The sequence below is a fragment of the Cupriavidus pauculus genome (genome assembly GCF_022179805.1).
Lineage (GTDB): Bacteria > Pseudomonadota > Gammaproteobacteria > Burkholderiales > Burkholderiaceae > Cupriavidus > Cupriavidus pauculus_E.
In genome coordinates, this window is sequence record NZ_BPUO01000005.1 from 223,178 (window position 1) to 246,366 (window position 23,189).

At 67.2% G+C, this 23,189-nt stretch carries 14 protein-coding genes; 9 read left to right on the forward strand and 5 right to left on the reverse strand.

All coding sequences use genetic code 11. The features are described 5' to 3' along the window. Nucleotides 1-21: 21 nt before the first annotated feature. The 3 genes from hpnD to MFF62_RS12075 all read right to left on the reverse strand — a co-directional run bounded on the left by hpnD (nt 22) and on the right by MFF62_RS12075 (nt 1,829). A complete protein-coding gene (hpnD, locus tag MFF62_RS12065; protein WP_238263354.1) occupies nt 22-870 on the reverse strand; it encodes a presqualene diphosphate synthase HpnD in 849 nt (282 codons plus the stop codon). An 89-nt stretch (nt 871-959) separates the two neighbouring features. Continuing rightward, nucleotides 960-1,499, reverse strand: coding sequence for a BON domain-containing protein (locus MFF62_RS12070; protein WP_238263355.1), 540 nt, complete (start codon nt 1,497-1,499; stop codon nt 960-962). Between the two features lie 126 nt (nt 1,500-1,625). Next, a complete protein-coding gene (locus MFF62_RS12075; protein WP_039009350.1) occupies nt 1,626-1,829 on the reverse strand; it encodes a cold-shock protein in 204 nt (67 codons plus the stop codon). 935 nt (nt 1,830-2,764) lie between these two features. On the opposite strand from MFF62_RS12075, the gene MFF62_RS12080 reads away from it, so the two are divergent. The 9 genes from MFF62_RS12080 (at nt 2,765) to MFF62_RS12120 (ending at nt 19,255) form a co-directional block, all read left to right on the forward strand. After that, complete coding sequence (locus tag MFF62_RS12080) at nt 2,765-5,671, forward strand: bifunctional glycoside hydrolase/polysaccharide deacetylase family protein (RefSeq protein ID WP_238263564.1); 2,907 nt, start codon at nt 2,765-2,767, stop codon at nt 5,669-5,671. Beyond that, complete coding sequence (locus MFF62_RS12085) at nt 5,634-9,821, forward strand: tetratricopeptide repeat protein (RefSeq protein WP_238263356.1); 4,188 nt, start codon at nt 5,634-5,636, stop codon at nt 9,819-9,821. Before MFF62_RS12080 ends, MFF62_RS12085 begins: the two co-directional genes overlap by 38 nt. A 29-nt stretch (nt 9,822-9,850) precedes the next feature. Next, the gene (locus MFF62_RS12090; protein WP_238263565.1) at nt 9,851-10,399 is read left to right on the forward strand and encodes a penicillin-binding protein activator LpoB; all 549 of its coding nucleotides are present in this window, start codon (nt 9,851-9,853) and stop codon (nt 10,397-10,399) included. A 73-nt stretch (nt 10,400-10,472) separates the two neighbouring features. Then, nucleotides 10,473-11,963: a PelD GGDEF domain-containing protein gene (locus MFF62_RS12095; RefSeq protein ID WP_404990735.1), complete on the forward strand. Its 1,491-nt coding sequence runs from the start codon at nt 10,473-10,475 to the stop codon at nt 11,961-11,963. A gap of 3 nt (nt 11,964-11,966) precedes the next feature. Next, complete coding sequence (locus tag MFF62_RS12100; protein WP_238263357.1) at nt 11,967-12,953, forward strand: tetratricopeptide repeat protein; 987 nt, start codon at nt 11,967-11,969, stop codon at nt 12,951-12,953. Then, nucleotides 12,950-14,548 (forward strand): GT4 family glycosyltransferase PelF, encoded by a 1,599-nt coding sequence (pelF, locus tag MFF62_RS12105; RefSeq protein ID WP_238263358.1) that lies wholly within the window; start codon nt 12,950-12,952, stop codon nt 14,546-14,548. Before MFF62_RS12100 ends, pelF begins: the two co-directional genes overlap by 4 nt. Nucleotide 14,549: 1 nt before the next feature. Further along, a complete protein-coding gene (gene pelG / locus MFF62_RS12110; RefSeq protein ID WP_238263359.1) occupies nt 14,550-15,920 on the forward strand; it encodes an exopolysaccharide Pel transporter PelG in 1,371 nt (456 codons plus the stop codon). A gap of 190 nt (nt 15,921-16,110) precedes the next feature. Then, entirely contained in the window at nt 16,111-16,830 is a 720-nt protein-coding gene (locus MFF62_RS12115; protein ID WP_238263360.1) for a response regulator transcription factor, read from the forward strand. After that, nucleotides 16,808-19,255, forward strand: a complete 2,448-nt coding sequence (locus MFF62_RS12120; protein WP_238263361.1) for a CHASE2 and HATPase_c domain-containing protein — start codon at nt 16,808-16,810, stop codon at nt 19,253-19,255. Before MFF62_RS12115 ends, MFF62_RS12120 begins: the two co-directional genes overlap by 23 nt. 181 nt (nt 19,256-19,436) lie before the next feature. Here MFF62_RS12120 and MFF62_RS12125 read toward each other — a convergent pair whose 3' ends face one another. Together MFF62_RS12125 and hpnN are read right to left on the reverse strand one after the other, a co-directional pair. Then, entirely contained in the window at nt 19,437-20,342 is a 906-nt protein-coding gene (locus tag MFF62_RS12125; protein ID WP_238263362.1) for an MlaA family lipoprotein, read from the reverse strand. Nucleotides 20,343-20,457: 115 nt separating this feature from the next. After that, entirely contained in the window at nt 20,458-23,184 is a 2,727-nt protein-coding gene (hpnN, locus tag MFF62_RS12130; protein WP_238263363.1) for a hopanoid transporter HpnN, read from the reverse strand. Nucleotides 23,185-23,189: the final 5 nt, after the last annotated feature.

The window sequence follows — 23,189 nt, forward strand, 5'->3', positions numbered from 1 at the left end:
GCATCGGCATTAAACAGGGGGTCATGCAATGGCATGCCGCAGCAGGATCCAGGCAAGCTTGGCCTTGGGCACACGCACGCGCGTGCGCGGCGATTGCCAGCCACGGGCCAGCAGACGCGTCAGGATCTCGTGGTAGACCTCGTACATGATGCGCGGCGAGCGCACCACGCGCGACGGGCAGCGCGCCATGATGGCGGCCGATGCGTCGTAGTGGGCCTGTGCATCGTGGGCAATGCCACGGCAGACCGTGTCGATGGCGCGATGGTCGATGACTTCGCGCGGCGTGCCGACCGGAATGCCGGCCGCGGCCAGCGACTCGGCGGGCAGGTAGAGGCGGCCGATATCGGCATCCTCGTCCAGGTCGCGCAGGATATTGGTGAGCTGTAGCGCGCGGCCCAGGTGATGGGCCAGTTCGATGCCGGGCTGTTCCTCCAGGCCGAACACGCGTACCGCCAGGCGGCCAACGGCGCTGGCCACACGGTCGCAATACAGGTCGAGCGTGGCGGCATCGGGGGCGACGATGGTGGCCACCACGTCCATGATCATGCCGTCGATGACGGCACCGAAGTCCTGCTGTTGCAGGTTGAACGTGCGGATCTGCTCGTCGAGCGCGCGCAGTGCGGCGGGGGCGTTGCCGGCATAGCAGGCCGCGATATCGGCGCGCCAGTCTTCCAGCGCCGCCAGGCGGTCGGCATGCTGCGTGTCACCATCGGCAATGTCGTCCACGGCGCGGCAAAATGCGTAGATCTCGAACATGGCCTGCCGCTGCGACGGCGGCAGGATTCGCATGGCCGTATGGAACGAGCTTCCGGAAGATACGGCGGGTCCGGCGAGCGGGGCGCCAGGCGTTGCGATTTCAGTACCGGCCACGGGTTTCCTCGGCACGCTAGATATCAGGGGGTTCCCCGGTGGAAACCGCCTGGTTTTAGGGTTTTTAAAGTCGGGCGATTATAGCAACTTCACCGATTCGACGGATTTGAGACTGATGCGCCACTTTGTGTCGGGTAGCGGGCGTATGGAACGCCACGTGCCGGCGTTGCCGTGGTCTGGTCGATCACCTTTTCCACGTCGGGGATTTCGCGCAGCGCGGCCAGGAATGCCGGCCGGTTGAAATCCGCGGCCACGCAACCCTGCACGGTCACCCAGCGGCCGCGCACCATGATCCAAAGCGAGCTGTTCTGCCAGGCGGGCAGGGTGCGGCGCAGATCCGCCAGGCGACGCTGCAGCGTATCGGCAATCTCGCGGTCGTACTGGTATGCATTGGCAAGCCTGCAGCGGCCTTCCGCATAGCAGTGGTTGCCTTCTTCAATTCTGTGGTGCGCCTCGCGTTTCCATTCTTCCTCGGAAACCCTAGGTCCGGCGGGTTCCGGACAATCGGCAATGGCACCGGATGCGTGCACAAATGGATCATTGCCATGGTTGCGCAGCGTTTGAGCATGCACAGTATTTGTCGCGCATATAAACAAGCCGACAAACACAATGCCGACAATCCATGCCATTCGACAATTAATCGACCAGCCGGTCGAAACGTCAGCAAGGCAATACATTATCGATTCCCAGAAAGCAGAAAGCCCCGCCGAAGCGGGGCTTCCCAGGCCAAGATAAATGGCCCGGCCTGTTCAGGCTCAGACTGCCTGGATCTTCGTGGCCTGTTCGCCCTTCTGACCCATTGCCTTCACGTAGCGGACCTTCTGGCCTTCCTTCAGCGACTTGAAGCCATTGCCCTCAATCGCCGAGAAATGCGCGAACAGGTCGTTGCCGCCTGCGTCCGGGGTGATGAAGCCAAAGCCCTTGGCGTCGTTGAACCACTTAACGGTACCGGTTTCCATGTTTCTATCCAAACCTTGAATTTCAGATGAGCGTGATTGCCCGACCAAGCATGTTGCCCACAACGAACCGGAGCAATAACGCTACAGGCCGGTGCACATGCGAGCAGCCATTCTGCCGGTTTTTTTTCGCCTGTCAATCAGACTATGCCCCTAACGGTATTTCGGCATGCGAACAGCAGATATTAGAGATTTCTAGATCATTTCAGGGTTTGTCTGACATCAGACCAAATTCAGCCAAAGGTACGACATGTATTTCCGTATCTGTGGTACCGGCAGTTGATACCGTGCCGCAATGCTGACGGCCGGATCTTGTCATGTATGCCACAGATTCGTTCCGCCAAGGCTACGCCATTTGGACTATGGCTACCGATGGATGATGCCGGGACAATGCTGGGCATAACCACAACCGGGTAAAACGCGCAGCGTGGCGTGCATACCGGAACAGGTGGCGCCAACGTGCGCCGAAGGCTGGAACGGGGATTCAAATGTCAATGAGCAGTTAGCCAGGAAATCTGGTACGCGGGCCGCGCGGCGTCCGCGCCGGCGTCATGCCGGCATCCTTCCTGCCGCATTTTCCTGCGATGGTCAGGCACGTGCCGTGGCAAAACCCGGCATGGTGGCGTGCGCCCGTGTCCGGCGTATGTCAAGAAGGCTTCGGCACAATTTTTGACAATCTCCCATCGGCGAATGGCCTAGCATCCGACCTGCCAAAGAATTAGTAAAAACACTAGTTCGACAGAAGGGTGACGGCATAATGCGGGGCGCACGTCGTATGAGCGGAGCGTCAGGATGCGCGGCAGCGACCGCGCGCCAAACCAACACAGAAAAAGCGGACAACAGCAGTGAAGCAATTGCAGCGTTTAATCCGGGGACTTTTCCATGAGGTTGGCGACGATGCGCCGCGTCGCTCCATGGCGCGCGTCTGCCGCAATGCGATGCTGGCCGTGGCGGCCGTGGCATCGGCGGGTGCTGTCGTGCTGGGCTCGCTGACGCCGTCGGCCGACGCGCTGGCCCAGGCCAACCCCCAAGCCACCCCCCAGGCCGTGCCGCAGGCGCCCACCGCCCCCAATGTCGCCTTCCACTATGGCAGCCGGCCGCCCGTCGACCTGCTGCAGGCGTTTGACGTGGCCGTGGTCGAACCCGACAGCGGCTTCGATCCGCGTACTGCCAAGACGCCGAATACCGCCTGGTTTGCCTACGTGAGCCTGGGCGAGGTGCTGCCCAGCCGCGCCTACTTCCCGGACATCCCCAAGAACTGGCTCACCGGCAGCAACGACGCCTGGAACGCCCGCGTGGTGGACCAGGCCGCCGATGGCTGGCCCGCGTTCTACGTGGACCGCGTGATCGCGCCACTGTGGGACCGCGGCTACCGTGGTTTCTTCATGGACACCATGGATTCGTATCACCTGGTGGCCAAGACCGACGCCGAGCGTGCCCGGCAGGAAGCCGGCATGGTGCGCGTGATCCAGGCCATCAAGGCACGCTATCCCGAGGCGAAGCTGCTGTTCAACCGTGGCTTCGAGATCCTGCCGCAGGTGCATTCGCTGGCCTACGGCGTGGTGTTTGAATCGCTGTTCCGGGGCTGGAACCAGGCGCAGGCCACCTATACCGAGGTCAGCCAGCAGGACCGCGACTGGCTCCTGAACCAGGCCCGCATCATCCGCGACCAGTACAAGCTGCCGGTCATCTCCATCGATTACTGCCCGCCGGCCGACCGCAAGTGCCAGCGCGATACCGCGCGCCGCATCCGCGCGCAGGGCATTACGCCGTACGTGACCGATTCCGGCCTGCAGACCGTGGGCGTGGGCCAGATCGAAGTGATGCCGCGCCGCGTGCTGGTGCTGCAGGAAAGCCAGCCGGGCGTGTCGATCGACAACAGCGAAGGCGTGCGCTTTGTGTCGATGCCGCTGAACTACCTTGGCTATCGCGTCGACTTCGCCGAGACCCGGGACGCGCCGCCCGAGATCACGCCTGACCGCTACGCGGGTGTGGTGGTGTGGGCCAACGGCTATTTCACGCGCAACGCCGGCCGTTACCAGGCCTGGCTGGACAAGCTGACCCAGCAGGGCATACCGGTGGTGTTCATGAATGGCTTCGGCATGCCGGCCAGTAGTCCGCTGTTGCGCAACCTGGGCCTGAAGACGGTCAAGGGGCGTCTGACGGGGCCGGTGCAGATCGTGTCGCAGGACAAGATGATGGGCTTCGAGCAGCCCGTGGCGCCCGATGCCACCGAGGCGGTGGCCGTGCAGATCCAGGACGGCGCGGCCGACACGCGCTCGCTGCTGCGCCTGCGCGCCGGCACCGTGACCTACGATGCGGCGGCCATCACGAAGTGGGGCGGCTATGTCACCGGCCCGTACGCCGTGCGCCAGAACTACGCGATTCGCCAGAATTCGTCGAGCGACCAGGACCGCTGGATCGTGCAGCCGCTGGACTTCCTGCGCGAGGCTTTGCGCCTGCGCCAGATGCCGGTGCCTGATACCACCACCGAAAGCGGGCGTCGCCTGCTGACGATCCATATCGATGGCGACGGGTTTGCCTCGAAGGCCGAAATCCCGGGCGGCGGCTTCTCGGGCGAGGTGCTGCTCCGCGAAATCTTCGACCGCTACCGCCTGCCGATGACCATGTCGGTGATCGAGGGCGAAGTGGGCAAGACGGGCATGTACCCGAAGCTGACCCCCGAACTGGAGCCGATCGCGCGCAAGATCTTTGCGCAGCCGTATGTCGAGGTGGCCAGCCACACGTATTCGCATCCGTTCGAATGGGGCCGCACGGTGCCAAATGGCCAGCCAAGCGACGCCCGGGTGACCGAAGGCGACGACGAGTATCACCTGGCGATTCCCGGCTACAAGCTCGACCTGAACCGCGAGATCGGCGGGTCCATCGACTACATCAACAAGGTGCTGTCGCCGAACAAGCCGGTGAAGATGCTGCTGTGGCCCGGCGACTGCCAGGCCCCGCCCGAGGCGATCAAGCTGACGGATGCGGCCGGCGTGCTGAACATGAACGGCGGCGACACGCTGATCACGCGCAGCAACCCCACCTGGACGGCCATCGCGCCGCTGGGCATCCACAAGGCCGACCACACGTTCCAGGTGTTCGCGACCAACCAGAACGAGAACGTCTACACGAACCTGTGGCGCGGCCCGTACTACGGTTTCGAACGCGTGATCGAAACCTGGGAGATGACCGAGAAGCCGTATCGCTTCAAGGCCGTGAACATCTACTATCACAGCTACGCGGGCACCAAGGCCGCATCGCTGAAGTCGCTGCGCAAGGTGTATGACTACGTGCTGACGCAGAACCTGCTGCCGATGCACTCCACGGACTACGTGCGCAAGGTGCTGGACTGGCAGGGCATGGCCGTGGCACGCGAACTCGGCGATGGTGCCAATGGCGCGGCGGCTGCCGGCGCCTGGCTGGTGCGCGGCGACGGCAACCTGCGCAACCTGCGCTGGACCGGCGCGGGCGTGCCCGACGTGGCCACCGCAACCGGCGTGACCGGCTCGTCGCCGGCGCCCGGCGGCGGCGTCTACGTGCACCTGGCCGGCGGCAATGCGCGCTTCAACTTTGTGCAGGCGTCCACGCGGGCCGTGCCGGAGCTGCCCGAGGCCAACGGCCTGGTGCGCGACTGGCGCCGCGACGGCAATACCACCCGCTTTGCTTTCTCCGGCTACTACAAGCCGTTCTTCCGGCTTGCCAATGCCGGCCAGTGCAGTGTGACCATCGATGGCAAGCCCGCCCGTGGCGTGCGCGAGAACAACACGCTGCGTTTCGATACTCAAGCGGTAAATGATCCGATCAATGTCCAGCAACAAGTCGAAGTCCGCTGCGGCGCCTGAGCGCGAGCGGCTGTTGCCGCCGGCGCTGGTCCTGACCTTTACCGCGATGGTGGGGGTGGGCCTGGCGCTGATGTTCCCGCGCGAAACGCTGCGCGAGCGCCTGCTTGGCCAGGGCCGTACGGTCGATGGCCTGACCGTGGCCTACCTGGAAGCCTGGTCGCGCGTGGCGCCCAACGACACCAGCTTCATGAGCGTGCTGGCCGAGCAGTACGCCCGCAGCGGCCGCCTGGACGACGCCGAGGCGATGCTGGCCCGCATGCTTGCCGTGCAGGGTCAGGACCTGACCGGCCAGATCCTGCGCACGCGTATCGAGATCACGCAGCAGCGCGCCTACGCGGCGCAACCCGATACGCCCGAGCGCGCCGAGCGCCTGGCGCTGATGAAGGACCTGCTCAAGCAGGCCACCACGGCCGACGCCATGCGCCGCTGGACGCTGGCCGACCTGCAGACGCTGGCCACGCAGTCGCGCCAGATCGGCGATGCCGATGCGGCCAACGTGCTGTTCCGCGTGTTGGGCAAGCGCGATCCGGCCAACGCCGACTTCTATAACAAGCAGCTTGCCAGCATCGCGCTGGCAGGCGGCAACTACCGCGATTCGGCGCAGGCGCTGTTCGACGCGCAGGCCCGCTCGAAGAACCTGTACGAGCAGCGCACGCTGTTCCTGCAGGCATTGCAGACGCTGCAGGCGGGCAACCTGCTGGACGATGCGCTGGTGGAAGCCGAGCGCCGTGGCGGCAAGCTGCTCGACGACCCCGAGGTGCTGCGCTACCTGACGAAGCTGGCGCTGGCCGCCAACAGGCCGGACGTGGCGGCAAAGTACGTGGAGCGGCTGCTGAAGCTGTCGGCCAACAAGCCGTCGGACGCGGCACGCTTCGCGCTGGCCGAATTGCGCCGCGAACAACTGAGCCGCGACGCGGCTGGGGCGCCCGCCGTGCGCCGCGTGTCGGACACCGAACCGTGGCTGGCCCGTGGCTACGTGTACCTGGACGGCCCGCGCGGCGTGTCCCGGCGCGAGCAGATGGGCGATTTCGGCATGCGCCGCGTGCACGCCGACGCGTCCACGGCGCCGATGCTGGCCCAGGCCACGCCGAAGCCAGGCCCCGGCAATCCGACCCAGGCCGAGGCACAGGCCTCCGCCAAGGATGAAGTGGCCGCTGCCGTGGCAGGGGGCAAGACCTTCAATGCCGACGACTACGACCTGGCGTATCGCGTGTTCCTGGCCGCCGGCAAGCTCGATCAGGCCCAGAACGTAGCGCAGCTTGCCGTGCGCAAGCTGCCCAACGAGCCGATCTGGCGCGAGCGCCTGGCGCAGGTCTCCGAATGGAACCGGCAGCCGATGATCGCGCTGCAAAGCTGGCTCGAATACGCACAGGCTACCAACGACGAGCGCGCGTGGAACAACGTGATGCGCCTGGCGCCGGGCCTCAACGACGACCGCGCCTACCTGGCCGCGCTGCGCCACCGCGCCACGGGCGGCAACCTGAAGGTCATCGACGAGGTGGTGGCGGCCTATGAACGGCTGGGCGAGCCCGAAGCCGGCATGGCATTCCTGGACGGCCTGGCCAACGGCCCCAACGGCCGGCAGGTGATGGAACGCAACGCCGACCTGGCCGAGCGCGCAGGCAAGGACGATCGCGCGTTCGAGATCTACGGCCAGCTGGAAAAGCGCTACGGACCGACGCCGCGCTACGCCATGAAGCGCGCCAACATGCTGTTCGTGCGCGGCCGCCTGAACCAGGCGATGGACGCGCTGCTGCCGGCGCGCAAGCAGGCCGGCCCGCAGGACCTGCTGTACTGGCGCACGTACACCGAGCTGGCTCGCCTGACGCAGCGCGAAGATCTGCTCAAGGACGGCTACCGGCAGATGATGCTGGCGATGGCCCAGACCCACGACGATCACTGCCAGCAGTTTCCGGCCGGTGCCGCGCGCAACGACTGTATTGCCGAAGTGCGCGATACCGAGGAGGCCGATTTCGCGAACATGGTGCAGTACTATGACCGTTCGCCGATCGACGCGGGACGTATTGCCGAGGCGGGCTGGCGCAAGAGCGGCAAGTTCGACCAGTTCCAGCTCGCCGTGTACTACTACACGCGTGCACACGCCTATCGCCGTATCGAACTGCTGATGGCGGACCTGACGCCGGCGCAGCGCCGCGAAGCCGAAGCATCGGCGCTGTTCCTGATGCGCCGGTCCGAGTACTGGCGTCTGACGGGCAATCGCGACCGCTCGCTGGCCGACCTGCGCGCCGCCGCCGGGCAGCCCGACGCGGACAGCGAGACCTTCGGCGCGCTGCTGTGGGCGCTGGTGGATACCGGCACCGACAGCGAAGTACGCGCGGCCATGCTGCGCCTGAAGCCCAGTGCGGAGAACGACCCGAACCTGTGGGGTGCGTACGCCGCGGGCGCCATGCGCTTCCAGGATGGCCGCACCGCGCTGCACTACCTGAACAAGATGCAGCAGGGCAAGCATGCCGATCCGCTCTGGCTGGGCCTGACCGCCGACGCGTACGAGGCCATTGGCCAGACGTCGACGGCGTGGCGCATCCGCCGCCAGGCATGGATCGAGCTGCACCACGCCTGGGGCGCTGGCGGCGAGAACTGGAACAACGCCGCCGAGCGTGAAGACGAGGACGACGCGCAGGATGGTCCCGTGCGGGCCGACCTGCGCCGCCAGCAGGTAGCGCTGGGCCAGGTGTTTGCGTCGGGCGATGTGTCGCGCAGCCTGGTGATCGAGATGCTGCGCCGCGACCGTGCGGAAGTGGCCGCGCGCCGCGTAGCGCCGGTCGATTCGAAGTCGACGTCGCAACTGGGCAACATACCGGGCCTGCCGCCGCTGGAGGTGGCACCCCCGGCCGCGCTGGTCGATGCGCAGAATCGTCGCCAGAGCCAGATTTCGGCTGCCAGCCGCGAAGTGGCGCTGGCATGGGCCATGTCGGCGGAGTCGAACGAACTGGCCCGCGCCTGGCTGGCGCGGCAGTACGCCAACCGGCTGCAGCGTCCCGCCTATGCCGAGATCGCGATTGCGCTCGATCGCAACGACATGGACCAGCTTGATCGCATCATGGAGCGCCAGGCTGGCCGCGTGCCCGTGACCAGCACGATCGAGGCCAACCGTCAGCTCGACCGGCTGTCCGCCGCGCAGACCCAGGCGTATGAAACGCAGGAACTGGCGCGCACCGACGATACGCTGCAACAGACGCTGGAAGACGCGCTGCTGTTCAATGCCATGGCGCTGGAGCCGCGCGTGACGTTCCAGCGGCAGAAGCCGCTCGAATACTACGAATACAGCCTGGCCGGCGGCGCGCGGCTGTGGGAAGGCTATGCGCTGAACCTGCGCGGTGTGTTCCGCGACCAGCGCTCGGCCGATTCCTCGCAGCTCGTCAATGTGCCCGGCACCGACCGCCGCGGCGAACTGGCGCTGACCTACCGCGACAGCCAGAAGAACTGGGTGCTCGGCGTGGGCCGCCGCGACGGCCTGCAGAGCTTCACCACGGCGCGGCTGACCGGCAACTGGAACCAGGAAGGCCGCGTCCAGTACACGGGTACGGTCGGCTACAACCAGACGGCCGACGAATCGGCGCAACTGCGTGTGGGCGGCATGAAGGATGTGGCGGAACTGGGTGCCACGTGGCGCCTGGGCCTGCGCGAATTCATCGGCGGCCGCGTGCAGTACAACCATTTCTACGGCCAGGACCGCACGGCGCTGGGCCACGGCATGGTGTTCGACGTCGAGGCCGGCTACCGTATCCGCACGCAGTATCCGGACTACACGGTGCGCATCGTCGGCACGCGCGGCATCTACAGCACCAATGGCGGCACGCTGTCGTCGACCATGCAGCGGCTGGTGCCGCCCGGCGACGACGAGGCAACGCCGGCGTTCTACATGCCGCAAAGCTTTACGCAGGCGGGCGTGCTGTTCGGCTTCGGCACCGACCTGATTGACGACTACACGCGCAAGTGGCGGCCGTTCATGGAAGCCGGCGCGCTGTACGACACACGCGCGGGCCACAACTTCCGTGGCCAGGTGGGTATTGCCGGGTCGGTGTTTGGCAACGACCACCTGTCGCTGTATGTCTCGCACGACACCGCGGCCCGTACCACGGGTACGCCGCTGACCGAAGTTGGCCTGCGCTATCGCTGGCTCTATTGATTTTTTCAAGATAACGAGGGGGATCTATGATGAACAGGACCAATACCCGCATGGGTCGGCTGGTGGCATGGTGTGGCGCGATCGGCGCCGCGCTGTGGCTGGCGGGCTGCGCCGTGACCGACGTGGGCCGTGCGCCGCAAATGGCCGCGGGCGACACCGTGGCCGTGCTGCCGATCGTGAACTACACGGAAACGCCGCAGGCCGGCCTGCGTGCCGAAGCCATCGCCGAGTCGCTGCTGAAGACCGGCGGCGTGGCCAACCTGAAGCGCTACCCGGCGGCCCTGAACCCGGAAACGCTGTTCGAGCCGGCCGAGCGTGAGTCGGTGGCCAAGGCGCTGGAATGGGCCCGTGGCGAGCGCGCACGCTACGCGCTGACCGGTGCCGTGCAGGAATGGCGCTACAAGGTGGGCGTGGATGGCGAGCCGGCCGTGGGCATCTCGCTGCAGCTGATCGACGTGTCCACCGGCCAGGTGGTGTGGTCGGCCACGGGCAGCAATGCCGGCTGGAGCCGCGAGTCGCTCTCCGGTGTGGCCCAGAAGCTGCTGCGCCGCCTGCTGGCACCGCTGATGCAGGGCTGAGCCAGGCGCTCGGAACAGGTTGTGTACGCGCATGCTTTCGGTGCGCGTGGATTTGAGTTGAATATAAGGACGGGTGACAAGCGTGGCTAACACCGCGGAAAAAACGCGCCAGGCAACTCGCCAGGGGCAAGGCATCGGCCTTGGCGGGCGCTATGCGCGCTGGCTGGCGCCCGCGGGAGGCGGAGCGGCGGCGGTGCTGGAAATGATCGTCGTGATGCTGGTGGCCATGGCCATTACGTGGGCGATCCTGCCGCAGAATCCGCTGCTGCTGGGCATGGGCTTTCCGTGGGCCTGGCTGCTGCCGGTGATCCTGGCGCTGCGCTACGGCACGCTGGTAGGCGTGGGCGCCGTGCTGATGCTGCTGGGCGGCTGGTTCTTCTTCGACGGCATTGGCAGCCATCACGAGGCGTTCCCGCGCATGTTCTTCCTGGGCGGCCTGTTGCTGGTGCTGGTGGCCGGGCAGTTTGGCGACGTGTGGAACACGCGCCTGGCACGGGCACGCGCCGTGAACCGCTATCTGGACGAGCGGCTGTCCGCGCTGACCAAGAACCACTACCTGCTGCGTATATCGCACGCCCGGCTGGAGAACGACCTGCTGGCGCGTCCGACCACGCTGCGCGACACGCTGTCGCAACTGCGGGCCGTGGCCTTGCAGGATGCGGCGCGCGGCGCCCGCATCGAACGCCTGGCCGGCGCGCAGCCGATGCTGCAGGTGGTGGCGCAGGCGTGCCAGGTGGAAGGCGCCGCGCTGTACGCGGTTGACGGCGAGACGCTGCTGCCTGAAGCCGTGGCCAGCATTGGCCCCGGCTTTGCGCTGGACATGAACGACCCGCTCGTGCGCCATTGCATCGACACGCGCGAACTGGCGCACCTGCGTACCACGGGCCTGCAGCAGGACGCGCAGACCCGCTACGTGGCCGTGGCGCCGGTGCTGGCTGGCTCCGACCGCCTGATCGGCGTGCTGGTGGTGGAACGCATGCCGTTCCTGTCGCTGACCTATGAAAACCTGCAGCTGCTGATGGTGCTGATGGGCTACTACGCCGATGGCGTGGAGCATGCCCAGGCCACGCACGGCATCCAGGAACTGGCGCCGGCCATTCCGTACGCGTTCGCGCTGGACTACGCGCGTCTGTCGCGCCTGCGCCGCGAGACCGGCATCGAGAGTTCGGTGGTGGCACTGGTGTTCGACCTGGACGAAGCGCGCGACGCGCTGTTCGAACAGGTGGTGCGCAGCCGCCGGGCGCTGGACGTGGCCTGGCCCGCGCGCGGCGCGCATCAGCGCGCCATGCTGACGCTGATGCCGCTGTCCGACAGCCAGGCCGTATCGGCCTACCTGGTGCGGATCGAGGACATGCTGCGTGCGCAGTTCGGCACCGATTTCGCCACTGCCCATATCGGCGTGTACACGCTGCCGGTGCCGGCCGCCGGTTCCGAAGAGGCGCTGGTGCGCCTGCTGCACCGCTGCCACCTGGACGGCAACGCCTCGGCATCGGTCATGGCCGGCGCGGCGTCCGATACCCCCTCTGGCGCGGCTCCGGCCGGCGGCCAGACGCAGGCGGGCTGACGCATGGGCAAGCTGACCATCGGCGGCACCGCCTCGCAGATCGCGGCACTGTACCTGCTGTTCCACGGCAGTACCGGCATGCCGCTGCTGCTGTCGTTCCTGGGGCTGCAGGCGCTGGCCGCCGCGCTGCTGGGGCTGGCCGTGTGGCGCCTGCTGCCGCGCCGCTTCCGCACGCCGTTCGTGTGGAGCTACGCCTACGTGGCGGCGTTCTGCTTCTTCGTGCCGCTGGGCGGGACGCTGGTCTGCCTGGGCAGCCTGCTGTTCTCGAAGCTGTTTCCGAGCCTGCGTAGCGAAGCCGGCATCGCCTCGGTGGCGCTGCCCGAGTTCGTCACGCACCTGATCCAGCGCGTGACGCACGGCGGCGGGGCGCGCCTGCGCGCCCAACTGGGCAATACGCGCGCGCCGCTGCCGGAGCGCATGACGGCGCTGGTGGCGATGCAGTCGATGCCCACGCGCACGGCCAGTCCGGTGCTGCGCGAACTGCTGGCCGACAGCACCGACGATATCCGGCTGCTGGCGTACGGCATGCTGGACGGTGCCGAAAAGCAGCTCACGCAGAAGATCCTGGCGGAACTGCCGCGCCTGGAGTCGGCGGACTCGCCGCAGGCCCGGCTGGAAATCAACAAGCGCCTGGCCGACCTGTACTGGGAACTGATCTACCAGAACCTGGTGCAGGGCGACGTGTACCGCTACACGGCCAGCCAGGTGGAACGCTACGCCAGCGCCGCGCTGGAGATCGACGACGGCAATGCGGCGCTGTGGTACATGCGCGGCCGTCTTGCTTTGTCGCGTAACGCGCCCGGCGAGGCGCGCGAGTTCCTGGGCCGTGCCGAGTCGCTGGGCTTCGCGCGTGAGCGCGTGCTGCCGCTGCTGGCGGAAGCCGCCTACCTGGAACGCGACTATGCCGCGGTGCGCCGTCTGATGGCGGCTTTCGACAGTCCTTCGCCGCTCCCGCTGGTGCGGCCCCTGCTGCGGTACTGGCAATCATGAGCGAAATACTAGTCAAGGGAACGTCGGCCGACGTCATGCTGCTGCTCGAAGGCACGTTCCCCTATGTGAGCGGGGGCGTGTCGAGCTGGGTCAACCAGATGATCCGCGCGTTCCCGGATATCCGTTTCGGCATCGTCTTCATCGGCAGCCGCCGCGAGGACTATGGCGACATGGCCTACCAGTTGCCCGAGAACGTCGTGCACCTGGAAACCCATTTCCTGTACGACTTTCCGCCGCCGCCGCTGGTGCATGGCTCCCCGGGCGACACGCACGCGTTCGACCGCGCGGATGAGCTGCACGAACTGCTGCGCGAGCCGGGCAAGGAAGCCGAGGCCGGCGCGCTGATCCGCGAGCTGATGCCGGCGCTGCGCGAGGGCGGGGCACTGTCCGAAGACGCGTTCCTTTACAGCAAGCGCGCCTGGGACACGATCACCGGGCAATACCGCCAGTTCTGCACGGACCCGTCGTTCACGGACTACTTCTGGACCATCCGCATCATGCACAAGCCGCTGTGGCAGCTGGTACGGATTGCCGACGGCCTGATTCCGGCCAAGGTCTATCACACGGTGTCCACGGGCTACGCCGGATTCCTGGGCGCGATGCTGCGGCATCGCAACGGCCGGCCGCTGCTGGTGTCGGAGCACGGCATCTACACCAAGGAACGCAAGATTGACCTGTTCCAGAGCCAGTGGATCCGCGATAACCGCAACATCTTCGAACGCGACATTTCCCAGATCAGCTACTTCCGCGAACTCTGGGTGCGTTTCTTCGAAACGCTGGGCCGCGTCTGCTACGAGGCCGGCGACGAGATCACCGCGCTCTACGAGGGCAACCGTCGCCGCCAGGTGCTTGATGGCGCCGTGGCCGACCGCACGCGCAACATCCCGAACGGCATCAACCTCCCGCGCCTCGCTGCGCTGCGCGAGAAGCGCGCGCCGGGTGTGCCGCCGGTGTTGTGCCTGATCGGCCGCGTGGTGCCGATCAAGGACATCAAGACCTTCATCCGCGCGATGCTGACCGTGGTGCGCGAGTATCCCGATGCCGAAGGCTGGATCGCCGGCCCCGAGGACGAGGATCCTGAATACGCGCGCGAATGCCGCAGCCTGGCCGAGAGTCTGGGCCTGGGCGACAAGGTGAAGTTCCTGGGCTTCCAGAGGATCGACGACCTGCTGCCCAAGGTGGGCGTGCTGGTGCTGAGCTCGATTTCCGAGGCGCTGCCGCTGGTGGTGCTAGAAGGATTCGCGGCGGGCGTGCCGTGCGTGACCACCGACGTGGGCTCGTGCAGCGAGCTGGTCTTCGGCCTGCCCGGCGACGACGCCGAGCTGGGCGCGGCCGGCGACGTGGTGCGCATTGCCGATCCGGCCGCGCTGGCCAGCGCGGCGCTGGGGCTGCTGCAGCATCCGGACCGCTGGCAGGCGGCGCAGGCGTCGGGCATCGCCCGCGTGGAAAAGTACTACACCCAGGAACAGATGGTGGGCAGCTACCGCACGCTCTATACCGAGCTGATGGAGATGCCGGACAACACGCGCCGCGAGCGGTCGCAAGGCCCGGCCAGGTGTCCGGTGCACCACGGGGCCCAGGCAGGAGGACGCTGAGATGGCAGGCATTGGATTCGAACTTCGCAAGATGCTCCGGCGGGACAGCCTGTCGGGCATGCTCAGCGCCTACGCCTATGCCGGCGTGATCAGCTCGGGCCCCTGGGTGCTGTCGATCCTGGGAATCCTGCTGATCGGCCTGCTGTCGATCGGCTGGGTCATCCCGGGTGCGCTGATCACGCAGTTCCAGGTGTCGGTGACGTACCTGATAGCGTGCAGCCTGATATTGACCGGGCCGATGCAGTTGTCGTTCACGCGCTTCACGTCGGACCGCCTGTTCGAAAAGCGCGCGGACCTGGTGCTGTCGAACTACCACGCCGTGGCGCTGCTGTGCACGGTGCTGGCCGGCGCCATCGGGCTGGCGTGCGCGTTCTGGGCCTTCGACGAGCAGTCTGTGCTGTACCGGCTGCTGATGATGGCGGGCTTCGTGATCATGAGCAACATCTGGATCGCGGCCATCTTCCTGTCGGGCATGAAGCAGTACAAGGCCATCGTGTGGACGTTCTTCGTCGGCTACACGATCACGGTGCTGGCCGCGCTGGCGCTGCGCTCGCACGGGCTGGAAGGGCTGCTGGGCGGCTTCGTGTTCGGCCAGCTCTGCCTGCTGGTGGGCATGATCACGCTGATCTACCGCAACTACACGAGCCACCGGTTCATGTCGTTCGAGGTGTTCCAGCGGCGCTTTGCCTATCCGAGCCTGATCGCCATCGGCCTGTTCTACAACCTGGGCATCTGGATCGACAAGTTCATGTTCTGGTACGCGCCGTCCACGGGCCAGCCCGTGATCGGCCCGCTGCATGCGTCGATCATCTACGACATTCCGGTGTTCCTGGCCTACCTGGCCATCATTCCGGGCATGGCCGTGTTCCTGGTGCGGATCGAGACCGACTTCGTGGAGTACTACGACGCGTTCTACAACGCCGTGCGCGGCGGCAGTTCGCTGGAACACATCGAGGACATGCGCAACACGATGGTGCAGACCATCCGCCTGGGCCTGTACGAGATCGTCAAGGTGCAGGCCATCGCGTCGCTGCTGCTGTTCGTGGTGGGGGGCTGGCTGCTGCGCCTGCTGGGCATCTCCGAGCTTTACCTGCCGCTGCTGTACGTGGACGTGATCGGCGCCAGCCTGCAGGTGGTGCTGCTGGGCGTGCTGAACATCTACTTCTACCTGGACCGCCGCCGCGAGGTGCTGCTGCTGACCGGTACGTTCGTGGTGCTCAACTTCGTGCTGACCCGCCTGACGCTGGAACTGGGCCCGGCCTGGTACGGCTACGGGTTCGCGGTGTCGCTGCTGATCGTGGTGGCGCTGTCGCTGTACCTGCTGGACCGCAAGCTCGACCGGCTGGAGTACGAGACGTACATGCTGCAGTGATGTGGATGGTCCGCCGCCCATGGTTTCGTTACGCCCGCAAGGCAGACGGCCGCCTGCCGGGCGTCTGCGGCGTGCCTGCAACACCGGGGGCGGCCACTCCCCTCTAATGTAGCCTCGACTAGCCATGGCGCGTTTCGGTAACATGACGCCGCCGCGCCAGAGACAGGCCGCTTGTCATCAGAGGGATGTAATGAGAATTGCCTCAGTAGAGGACGATGCCGCCCAGGCCGGGCAGATCCGGCAACTGCTGGAGGAGGCTGGGTATAGCTGTGCAAGTTTTGCAACCGGTGCGGCGTTCCTGCGCGCGCTGCGCGATCAGGCGTTCGACCTGATCCTCATGGACTGGCAACTTCCGGACACCAGCGGCTACGAGCTGGTGAGCTGGGTGCGCCAGCACTCTGGCCGACTGCCGCCGATCCTGTTCCTGACCAGCCGCATCGACGAAGCCGACATCGTCGCGGGCCTGAGCGTGGGTGCCGACGACTACCTGGCCAAGCCGCTGCGCCCGGCCGAGTTCGTGGCGCGCGTGCGCGCGCTGCTGCGGCGCGCCTATCCCGACACCGTGCATGACGACGAACTGATCCGCCAGGGCGACTACGTGGTGGACGCGCGCCGGCGCACCATCGCGCTGGCCGGGCAACTGGCCGACCTGTCGCCGCGCGAATTCGACCTGGCGCTGTTCCTGTTCCGCAGTATCGGCCGCCTGCTGTCGCGCGAGGTGATCGAGCAGGCCGTCTGGGGCCGCGCCATGGATGCCGGCTCACGCACCCTCGATACCCATATCTCGCGCCTGCGCATCAAGCTGGCGCTGCGCCCCGAACATGGCGTGCGGCTGACCTCGGTCTATTCGCACGGCTATCGCTTCGAGGCCGCCGGAGGCACGGACCTTGCCGAAACGGGTATCCGTTAGCCGCGCCGCTACCTTTTTCCATCGCCGCACCCGCGTCGAGTGGGCGCTGCTGCTTGCCGCCGTGGTGCTGGTCACGGCGCTGGTGGCGCGCCTGGACTGGTTCGAGCGCACCGACCTGGCGCTGCTGGATTTCTCGATTTCCAGCCAGCCGCACGCGCCGCGCAATGACATCGTGCTGGTGACGATCGACGACGCCAGCATCGGGGCGCTCGGGCGCTGGCCCTGGCGGCGCTCGGTGCTGGCGTCGCTGGTCGACCGCATCGCGGCCGACCGCCCGCGTGTGATCGGCCTGGACGTGATGCTGTCCGAGCCCGACATCCGCTACCCGGCCGACGATGTCGACCTGGCGCAGGCGATTGTCCGCGCGGGCAACGTGGTGCTGCCCGTGCTGGCCGAAGCAGGCCCGGTCGGGCCGGCGATGCGGCAGTCGCTGGAGACGTTTCCGGCCACGCGCGGCCATATCAACATGAGTCTCGACACCGACGGCGTGGCCCGCTCGGTCTACCTGCGCGAAGGCCAGGGCGATGACGATGTGCCGCCGGTCTGGCACTTTGCCGCCGCGATGGCGGCCCAGGGCCAGGCGTCGCCGCCGTCGCCGGAATCGTTCCGCCACGAGGCCGCGCGACACGTCGACAGCAGCGGGTGGGTGGGGCAGGACCGCCTGCGGATTCCCTTCGCGGGGCCGCCGGGCACGTTCTCGCGCGTGTCGGCGCTGGACGTGCTGTCGGGCCAGCCCGGCCCCGGCTTCTTCCGGGGCAAGTACGTGATCGTGGGCGCGATGGCCTCCAGCACCGGCGACACGTTCGCCACGCCGGTCTCGCATAACGGACGCGGCATGAGCGGCGTGGAAGTGCTGGCCAATGCGTTGCAGACGCTGCGCGACGGCACTGCCATCGTGCGCGTGCCCGAACTGGCGGGCTGGTTCGCCACGCTGCTGCCGGTGATGCTGGCCGCGCTGGCCGCCTGGGTGCTGACCCCGCGCGACGCGCTGATTGCCGTGGCCGTGCTGGTGGCGGCACTGATCGGCGGCAGCATCATGCTGGTGGGCAGCATGCAGCTCTGGTTCGCCCCGTCGGCCGCGGTGTTCGGCTGCCTGCTGGTGTATCCGCTGTGGAGCTGGCGGCGCCAGGAAGCCGCGCTGCGCTTCCTCTCGGAGGAACTGGCGCGGCTGGTGCGGGAGCCGGGCCTGCTGGGCGCGCCGGCACGGGTCGATCATTCGCTCGATGGCCGCATGCAGGCGGTCTACGACATGACGTCGCGGCTGCGCGACATGCGGCGCTTCCTGTCCGACGGGCTCGAAAGCCTGCCCGAGGCCACCGTGATCAGCAATCTGGACGGCGGCATCCTGGTGGCCAATCGCCGCGCGGTGGCCCTGGTGCCGGCCGTGCTGCACGGCATCAACGACCTGCCGCAACCGGCCGGCCTGGGCGGCCTGCCGAACGGGCACCTCGATGCCGGCGCTTACGACGATGCTTACGGCGGGCTCGACCGGCCCGGGCTGCCCGACATCATCGAGACGCTGTTCCCGGTGCCCGGCCCCGGGCTGGCCTACTGGGACGCGCTGTGTGACGCGCTGGACGCTGACGCGCCGGTCATGTCGTCATCGGACTCCCATGGCGTGGAGCTGGCCACCGAGGACGACCGCCGCTACCTGTTGCACGGGGCGCCGCTGCACGGCGAGACGGGCCGCCCGGCGGGCGTGATCGTCAGCCTGATCGACATCACGACCGTACGGCGCGCGGAACGCCAGCGCGAGCAGACGCTGCACTTCCTGTCGCACGACATGCGGTCGCCGCAGGCGTCGATCCTGGCGCTCATCGACCTGCAGTCGCGGCCCGAGCGGGCCTTGCCGCAGAACGAGTTGCTGCATCGCATTGGCGACCATGCGCACCGCACGCTGGCGCTGGCCGACGACTTCATCCGCCTGGCGCAGGCTGAATCGCAAAGCCTGGCGTTTGCCGAGGTGGACCTGACGACGCTGGTGCTCGATGCCACCGACGAACTCTGGGCGCTGGCCAAGGCGCGCGGCATCGACCTGCAGCTTGACCTGGACGGCGATGGTGTGACGCTGCGCGCCGCGCCGGCCTTGCTGGTGCGGGCCATCGCCAACCTGGTCAGCAACGCCATCAAGTTCAGTCCGGACGGAGCGCCGGTGACGGTGGGCCTGCGGCGCCTGGGGCCGTACATGGCCATCGAGGTGGCCGACCAGGGGCCTGGCATCGCAGCCGAGGCCCAGGCGCGCCTGTTCCGGCCGTTCAGCCGCGTGCATGCGGCCGGCAGCGATGCGCCGGCGGGTAGCGGGCTGGGTCTGGTCTTCGTGAAAACCGTGGCTGAACGCCACGGGGGGCGAGTGATGCTGCGCAGCGCGGCAGGCGAGGGCGCCACGTTCTCGATCTGGCTGCCGCTGCGTTCGCGGGCCGGGTGATGCGAGTCTGGTAACTCAGGTCAGGTGATTCGTACCTCGCCCGACACAATTGTTGGCAATCGGTTTTGAAAAAATTGCCTACGATCTGTCGGGCCACGGACACCGCATCCGATGGTCTTGGCGTCCGCGTCGTGCCCCGATGCGGACGCGCTTTTTTGGTCCCCGCAGCAGTTACTAGCCGTTACTTCGCCGTGCCCGGTGCAGGTACTGGCGTGGCTGGCGTCTCGGGCTTGGCCGTGGCATCGGGCGCCGCCTTGGGCGCGCTGCCTGCATCCGGCGCCGCCTTGCTGGCCGGTGCCGCACCCGCACCCGCACCCGGCGCGGCCGCAGGCGATTCGTCATCCTCTTCGTACGACGGCAGGGCGTCGCCGCCGCCGCTCAGCAGGTACTGCCGGCGTTGCGAGTAGGCGTCGCGCACGAACGCGTACTTGTCCAGCGCCGCCTGCGACAGCAGGTCCGTGGCACCCAGCAAGTTGGTCCGCGTGTTGATCACGTTGATGCCGAACATCGAATTGCGCCACGCCACATCGAAGTAGTGCGCCGGGTCCATGTAGATGCCGCCCAACACGCCCACGCCGTCACGGAACGAGCTCGGGCCGAACAGCGGCAGTACCAGGTACGGGCCCGAGGGCACGCCCCAGGTGCCCAGCGTCAGGCCAAAGTCCGTGTTATGGCGCGGCATGCCGGCCGCAGTGGCCACGTCGATCAGGCCGCCAAGCCCCAGCACCGTGTTGACCGCCACGCGCATCATCGTTTCCACGGCCTCCACGGGTTTGCCTTGCAGCACGTTGTTGGCAAAGTTGCCAACGTCCGAGAAGTTGTTGAAGAAGTTGGTCACGGCCATGCGCGCGGGCTCCGGCGTGACGAACTTGTAGCCCTTGGCCAGCGGCTGGGCCACATAGGTATCGGCCTTGTCGTTGACCGTGAAGACCACCCGGTTCATCGGCTCCAGCGGGTCCGCCGGGTTGGCATTGGGGCCCGTGGCGCAACCGGTGGCCAGCAGGGTCAGCGATGCCGCGGCCAGCGCGGTGGGAAACCGGGACGGGAAAGGCGCCACGGCGCGCGGGAGCAAAAGGCGGGAGAGCATGTCGAGACGATCGTTATTGTTCGGTGTCTTGTCGAGGAGGGCGGCGTGCCCCGGGGTTGCCGGGGCGTAACTGCCCGAACTGCGCTGGCCGGCGTCCGGCTGTCCGGTCTTCGGCCTATCGCCGGGACTTGCCAGAATCTGACCCTGTAGATTTATCGGCAGATTGTGCCATGGTCGTAGCCACCGTGAGTGGGGGGAGCGACGGCCCGAGCGGGTCGCCCCGGCCCGCCAACTCGCGGCGCGGCCGGCCCATCAGGATCGGCTGGAAGAACACGGCGCCAGCCAGCGTGCAGACCAGGGCCAGCGCCAGCAGCTTGCCCATGCTGGCCGTGCCCGGGTGGTGCGACAGCCAGAGGCTGCCAAACGCCGTGGCGGTGGTGGCGGCGCTGTACAGCACCGCGTGCGTGAGGCTGGACTGCAGCAGCTTGGTCTTGCCATGCCGCCACGCAATCACGTAGTAGATCTTGAACGCCACGCCAATGCCCAGCAGCAGCGGCAGCGCGATGATGTTGGCAAAGTTCAGCGAGATGCCGAACACCACGCACAGTTCCAGCGTGACCAGCCCCGAGACCAGCAGCGGGATCAGCGTACGCAGCACGTCGCTCACGCGGCGCAGCGTGATCCACAGCAGCACCGTGATCGAAATCACCGCCCAGATGCCGGCGTGGATGAACGCGGTCATGATGGTATCGGCCGACCCCTTGATCGCGATCGGGCCGCCCGTGGCGTCAGGCTGCACGCGGGCCATCACGGCGATGAAATGGTCGAGCGCGGCTTCGCGCGCGGCCTGGTTCTTCGCGCCCGGCGGCGGCAGCTTGGGGCTGATGTTGACCAGTGCCTGGCCATTGGGCGCCAGCCAGTCGCGCGCCAGCTCGGGCGGCAGCGTCTGCTGGGTAACGGGTTCGGGCTGCAGCGCACGCTGCAGCGTGGCCAGCGCCAGGCGCAGCGGCAGCGCCACGGCCAGTTCGGCGCGGTCGCGCATGGCGGGCGGCGCGTCGGCCAGGGCCTTGAGCGCGCGCGACAGGTGTTCGGCCGATTCGGCGCCGGGGCCGGGGTGATCCAGCGCGGCCAGCGACAACTGGCGCGACGTGTTGCGCAGCGATGCCACGCGCAGCGCGTCGGTGGCCGGCGACGACGTCTGCTGCGTCAGCACCGGCATCAGGCTCTTTGCCATGCCGGCGATGATGGCCAGCTTGGGCGCCTGGTTGTCGGGGATGAACGTCTTCAGCGTGACCACGCGCTCCACCTCGGGCAGCGCCTTGAGCTTTTTGGCAGTCGCCTCGGCATCCTTCAGCGTCGGGGCCAGTACCTTGATGTCGTCGGTGCCGGCCTGCGGCGCGTCCTTGAGCGCCAGCAGCGTGGCCATCGATTCGGAATGCGGGTCCTTCAGGTGCAGCGGGTCGAAGTCGAAGCGCAGGTGCGGCAGCAGCGGGGCGCCGGCAATCAGTACGCCCAGCACCCCCACCAGCGTGCCCTTGCGATGGCGTTCGAAGAACGAGTCGGCCGGCGCGAGCCACCCGAAGCCCGGCATTTCCTTCTCGCCCGGGGGCGCCAGCACGCGGATCATGGCCGGCAGCATCGTGAACGTGGTGGAGAACGCGATCATCATGCCCACGCCGGCGATCTTGCCCAGTTCGGCCACGCCACGGTAGTCGGTGGGCAGGAAGCAGAAGAATGCGGCGGCGGTGGCGGCAGCGGCCAGCGTCAGCGGCCCGGCCACGTCGCGCGCGGCCAGTGTCAGCGCCTGTTGCAGGTCGTCATGGTCGCAACGCTCGGCGCGATAGCGCACGCCGAACTGGATGCCGAAGTCCACGCCCAGGCCCACGAACAGCACGGCGAACGCCACCGAAATCATGTTCAGCGCGCCCACCATCACCAGCCCCAGCGCCGCCGTGATGATCAGGCCCGCGATCAGGCTGACCAGTACCGCTGTAATCAACCGTGCGGACCGCAGCGCCATCCACAGGATGCCGATCACCACCACCAGCGTCAGCACGCCGTTCAGCGCCGCCCCTTCGCTGACCGATGCGAATTCGTCGTCGGCCAGCGGCTGCGGGCCGGTCAGCCGCACCACGGCGCCATAGCGCTCGGCCAGCTTCAGTTCCGTGGCGGCGGCGCGGATGGCGTCGCTGGCGCCGGCGCCGGCTTTCAGGTCGCTGAAGTCCAGCACCGGAGACAGGGTGACGAAACTGAACGCGCTGCCGTCGGCATTGGGCTTCAGGCTGTCGTCGACCAGACCCATCCACGACAGCGCCGCCGGCTTGTTGGCCAGCACACCGTCGATGGTCCTGGCGCTGGCGCCCAGCAGCCGGTCCATCTCCGACAGCTTGATCTGCCCCAGTTGCAGCGGCAGGTTCAGCGTGGTGGTAAGCAGGTCGGACAGGCCGCGCAGCGTGGGATCGTGCGCCAGGTTGTTCAGCAGCGGCCGCGCCTGGCCGAGCTTGTCGGCCATGTCGTGGACGCTGGCAGTATCGGCGAACAGCAGGCCGTTGCGCTCGAAGAACGGGCCGGAGCCGGGCTGGCCCACGGCGCGAAAGCGGTTGGGCTCCTGCCGCAGAGCGTTGGCCAGTTCAGTGGCGGCGGCGTCGGCCAGTTCCTTGGCGGGCGCCTGCACCACGGCCAGGATCATCTTGTCGCGCTGCGGAAAGGCGTCGCTGATGGCTGCGTCGTTCCTGGCCCACGGTTCGTCCGATTCGAGCAGCTTGCTGATATCGGTATTGATGGCGAAGTTGCGCGCCACATAGACGCCGCTGCCAATCGTGAGCAGCATGACGATACCGATCACGAGCCAGGCGTGGACGGTGGAGAATTTGACGGTGCGAACCAGCAGCGGTCTGATCATGAGTC

Bases quoted from the DNA above. Each gene is read 5' to 3' on its own strand.
- pelG (WP_238263359.1), top strand. From the start codon at position 14,550: ATGGCAGGCATTGGATTCGAACTTCGCAAGATGCTCCGGCGGGACAGC.
- MFF62_RS12125 (WP_238263362.1), bottom strand. From the start codon at position 20,342: ATGCTCTCCCGCCTTTTGCTCCCGCGCGCCGTGGCGCCTTTCCCGTCC.
- MFF62_RS12075 (WP_039009350.1), bottom strand. From the start codon at position 1,829: ATGGAAACCGGTACCGTTAAGTGGTTCAACGACGCCAAGGGCTTTGGC.
- MFF62_RS12090 (WP_238263565.1), top strand. From the start codon at position 9,851: ATGAACAGGACCAATACCCGCATGGGTCGGCTGGTGGCATGGTGTGGC.
- MFF62_RS12070 (WP_238263355.1), bottom strand. From the start codon at position 1,499: ATGGCATGGATTGTCGGCATTGTGTTTGTCGGCTTGTTTATATGCGCG.
- MFF62_RS12115 (WP_238263360.1), top strand. From the start codon at position 16,111: ATGAGAATTGCCTCAGTAGAGGACGATGCCGCCCAGGCCGGGCAGATC.
- MFF62_RS12085 (WP_238263356.1), top strand. From the start codon at position 5,634: ATGTCCAGCAACAAGTCGAAGTCCGCTGCGGCGCCTGAGCGCGAGCGG.
- MFF62_RS12080 (WP_238263564.1), top strand. From the start codon at position 2,765: ATGCTGGCCGTGGCGGCCGTGGCATCGGCGGGTGCTGTCGTGCTGGGC.
- pelF (WP_238263358.1), top strand. From the start codon at position 12,950: ATGAGCGAAATACTAGTCAAGGGAACGTCGGCCGACGTCATGCTGCTG.
- MFF62_RS12100 (WP_238263357.1), top strand. From the start codon at position 11,967: ATGGGCAAGCTGACCATCGGCGGCACCGCCTCGCAGATCGCGGCACTG.
- hpnN (WP_238263363.1), bottom strand. From the start codon at position 23,184: ATGATCAGACCGCTGCTGGTTCGCACCGTCAAATTCTCCACCGTCCAC.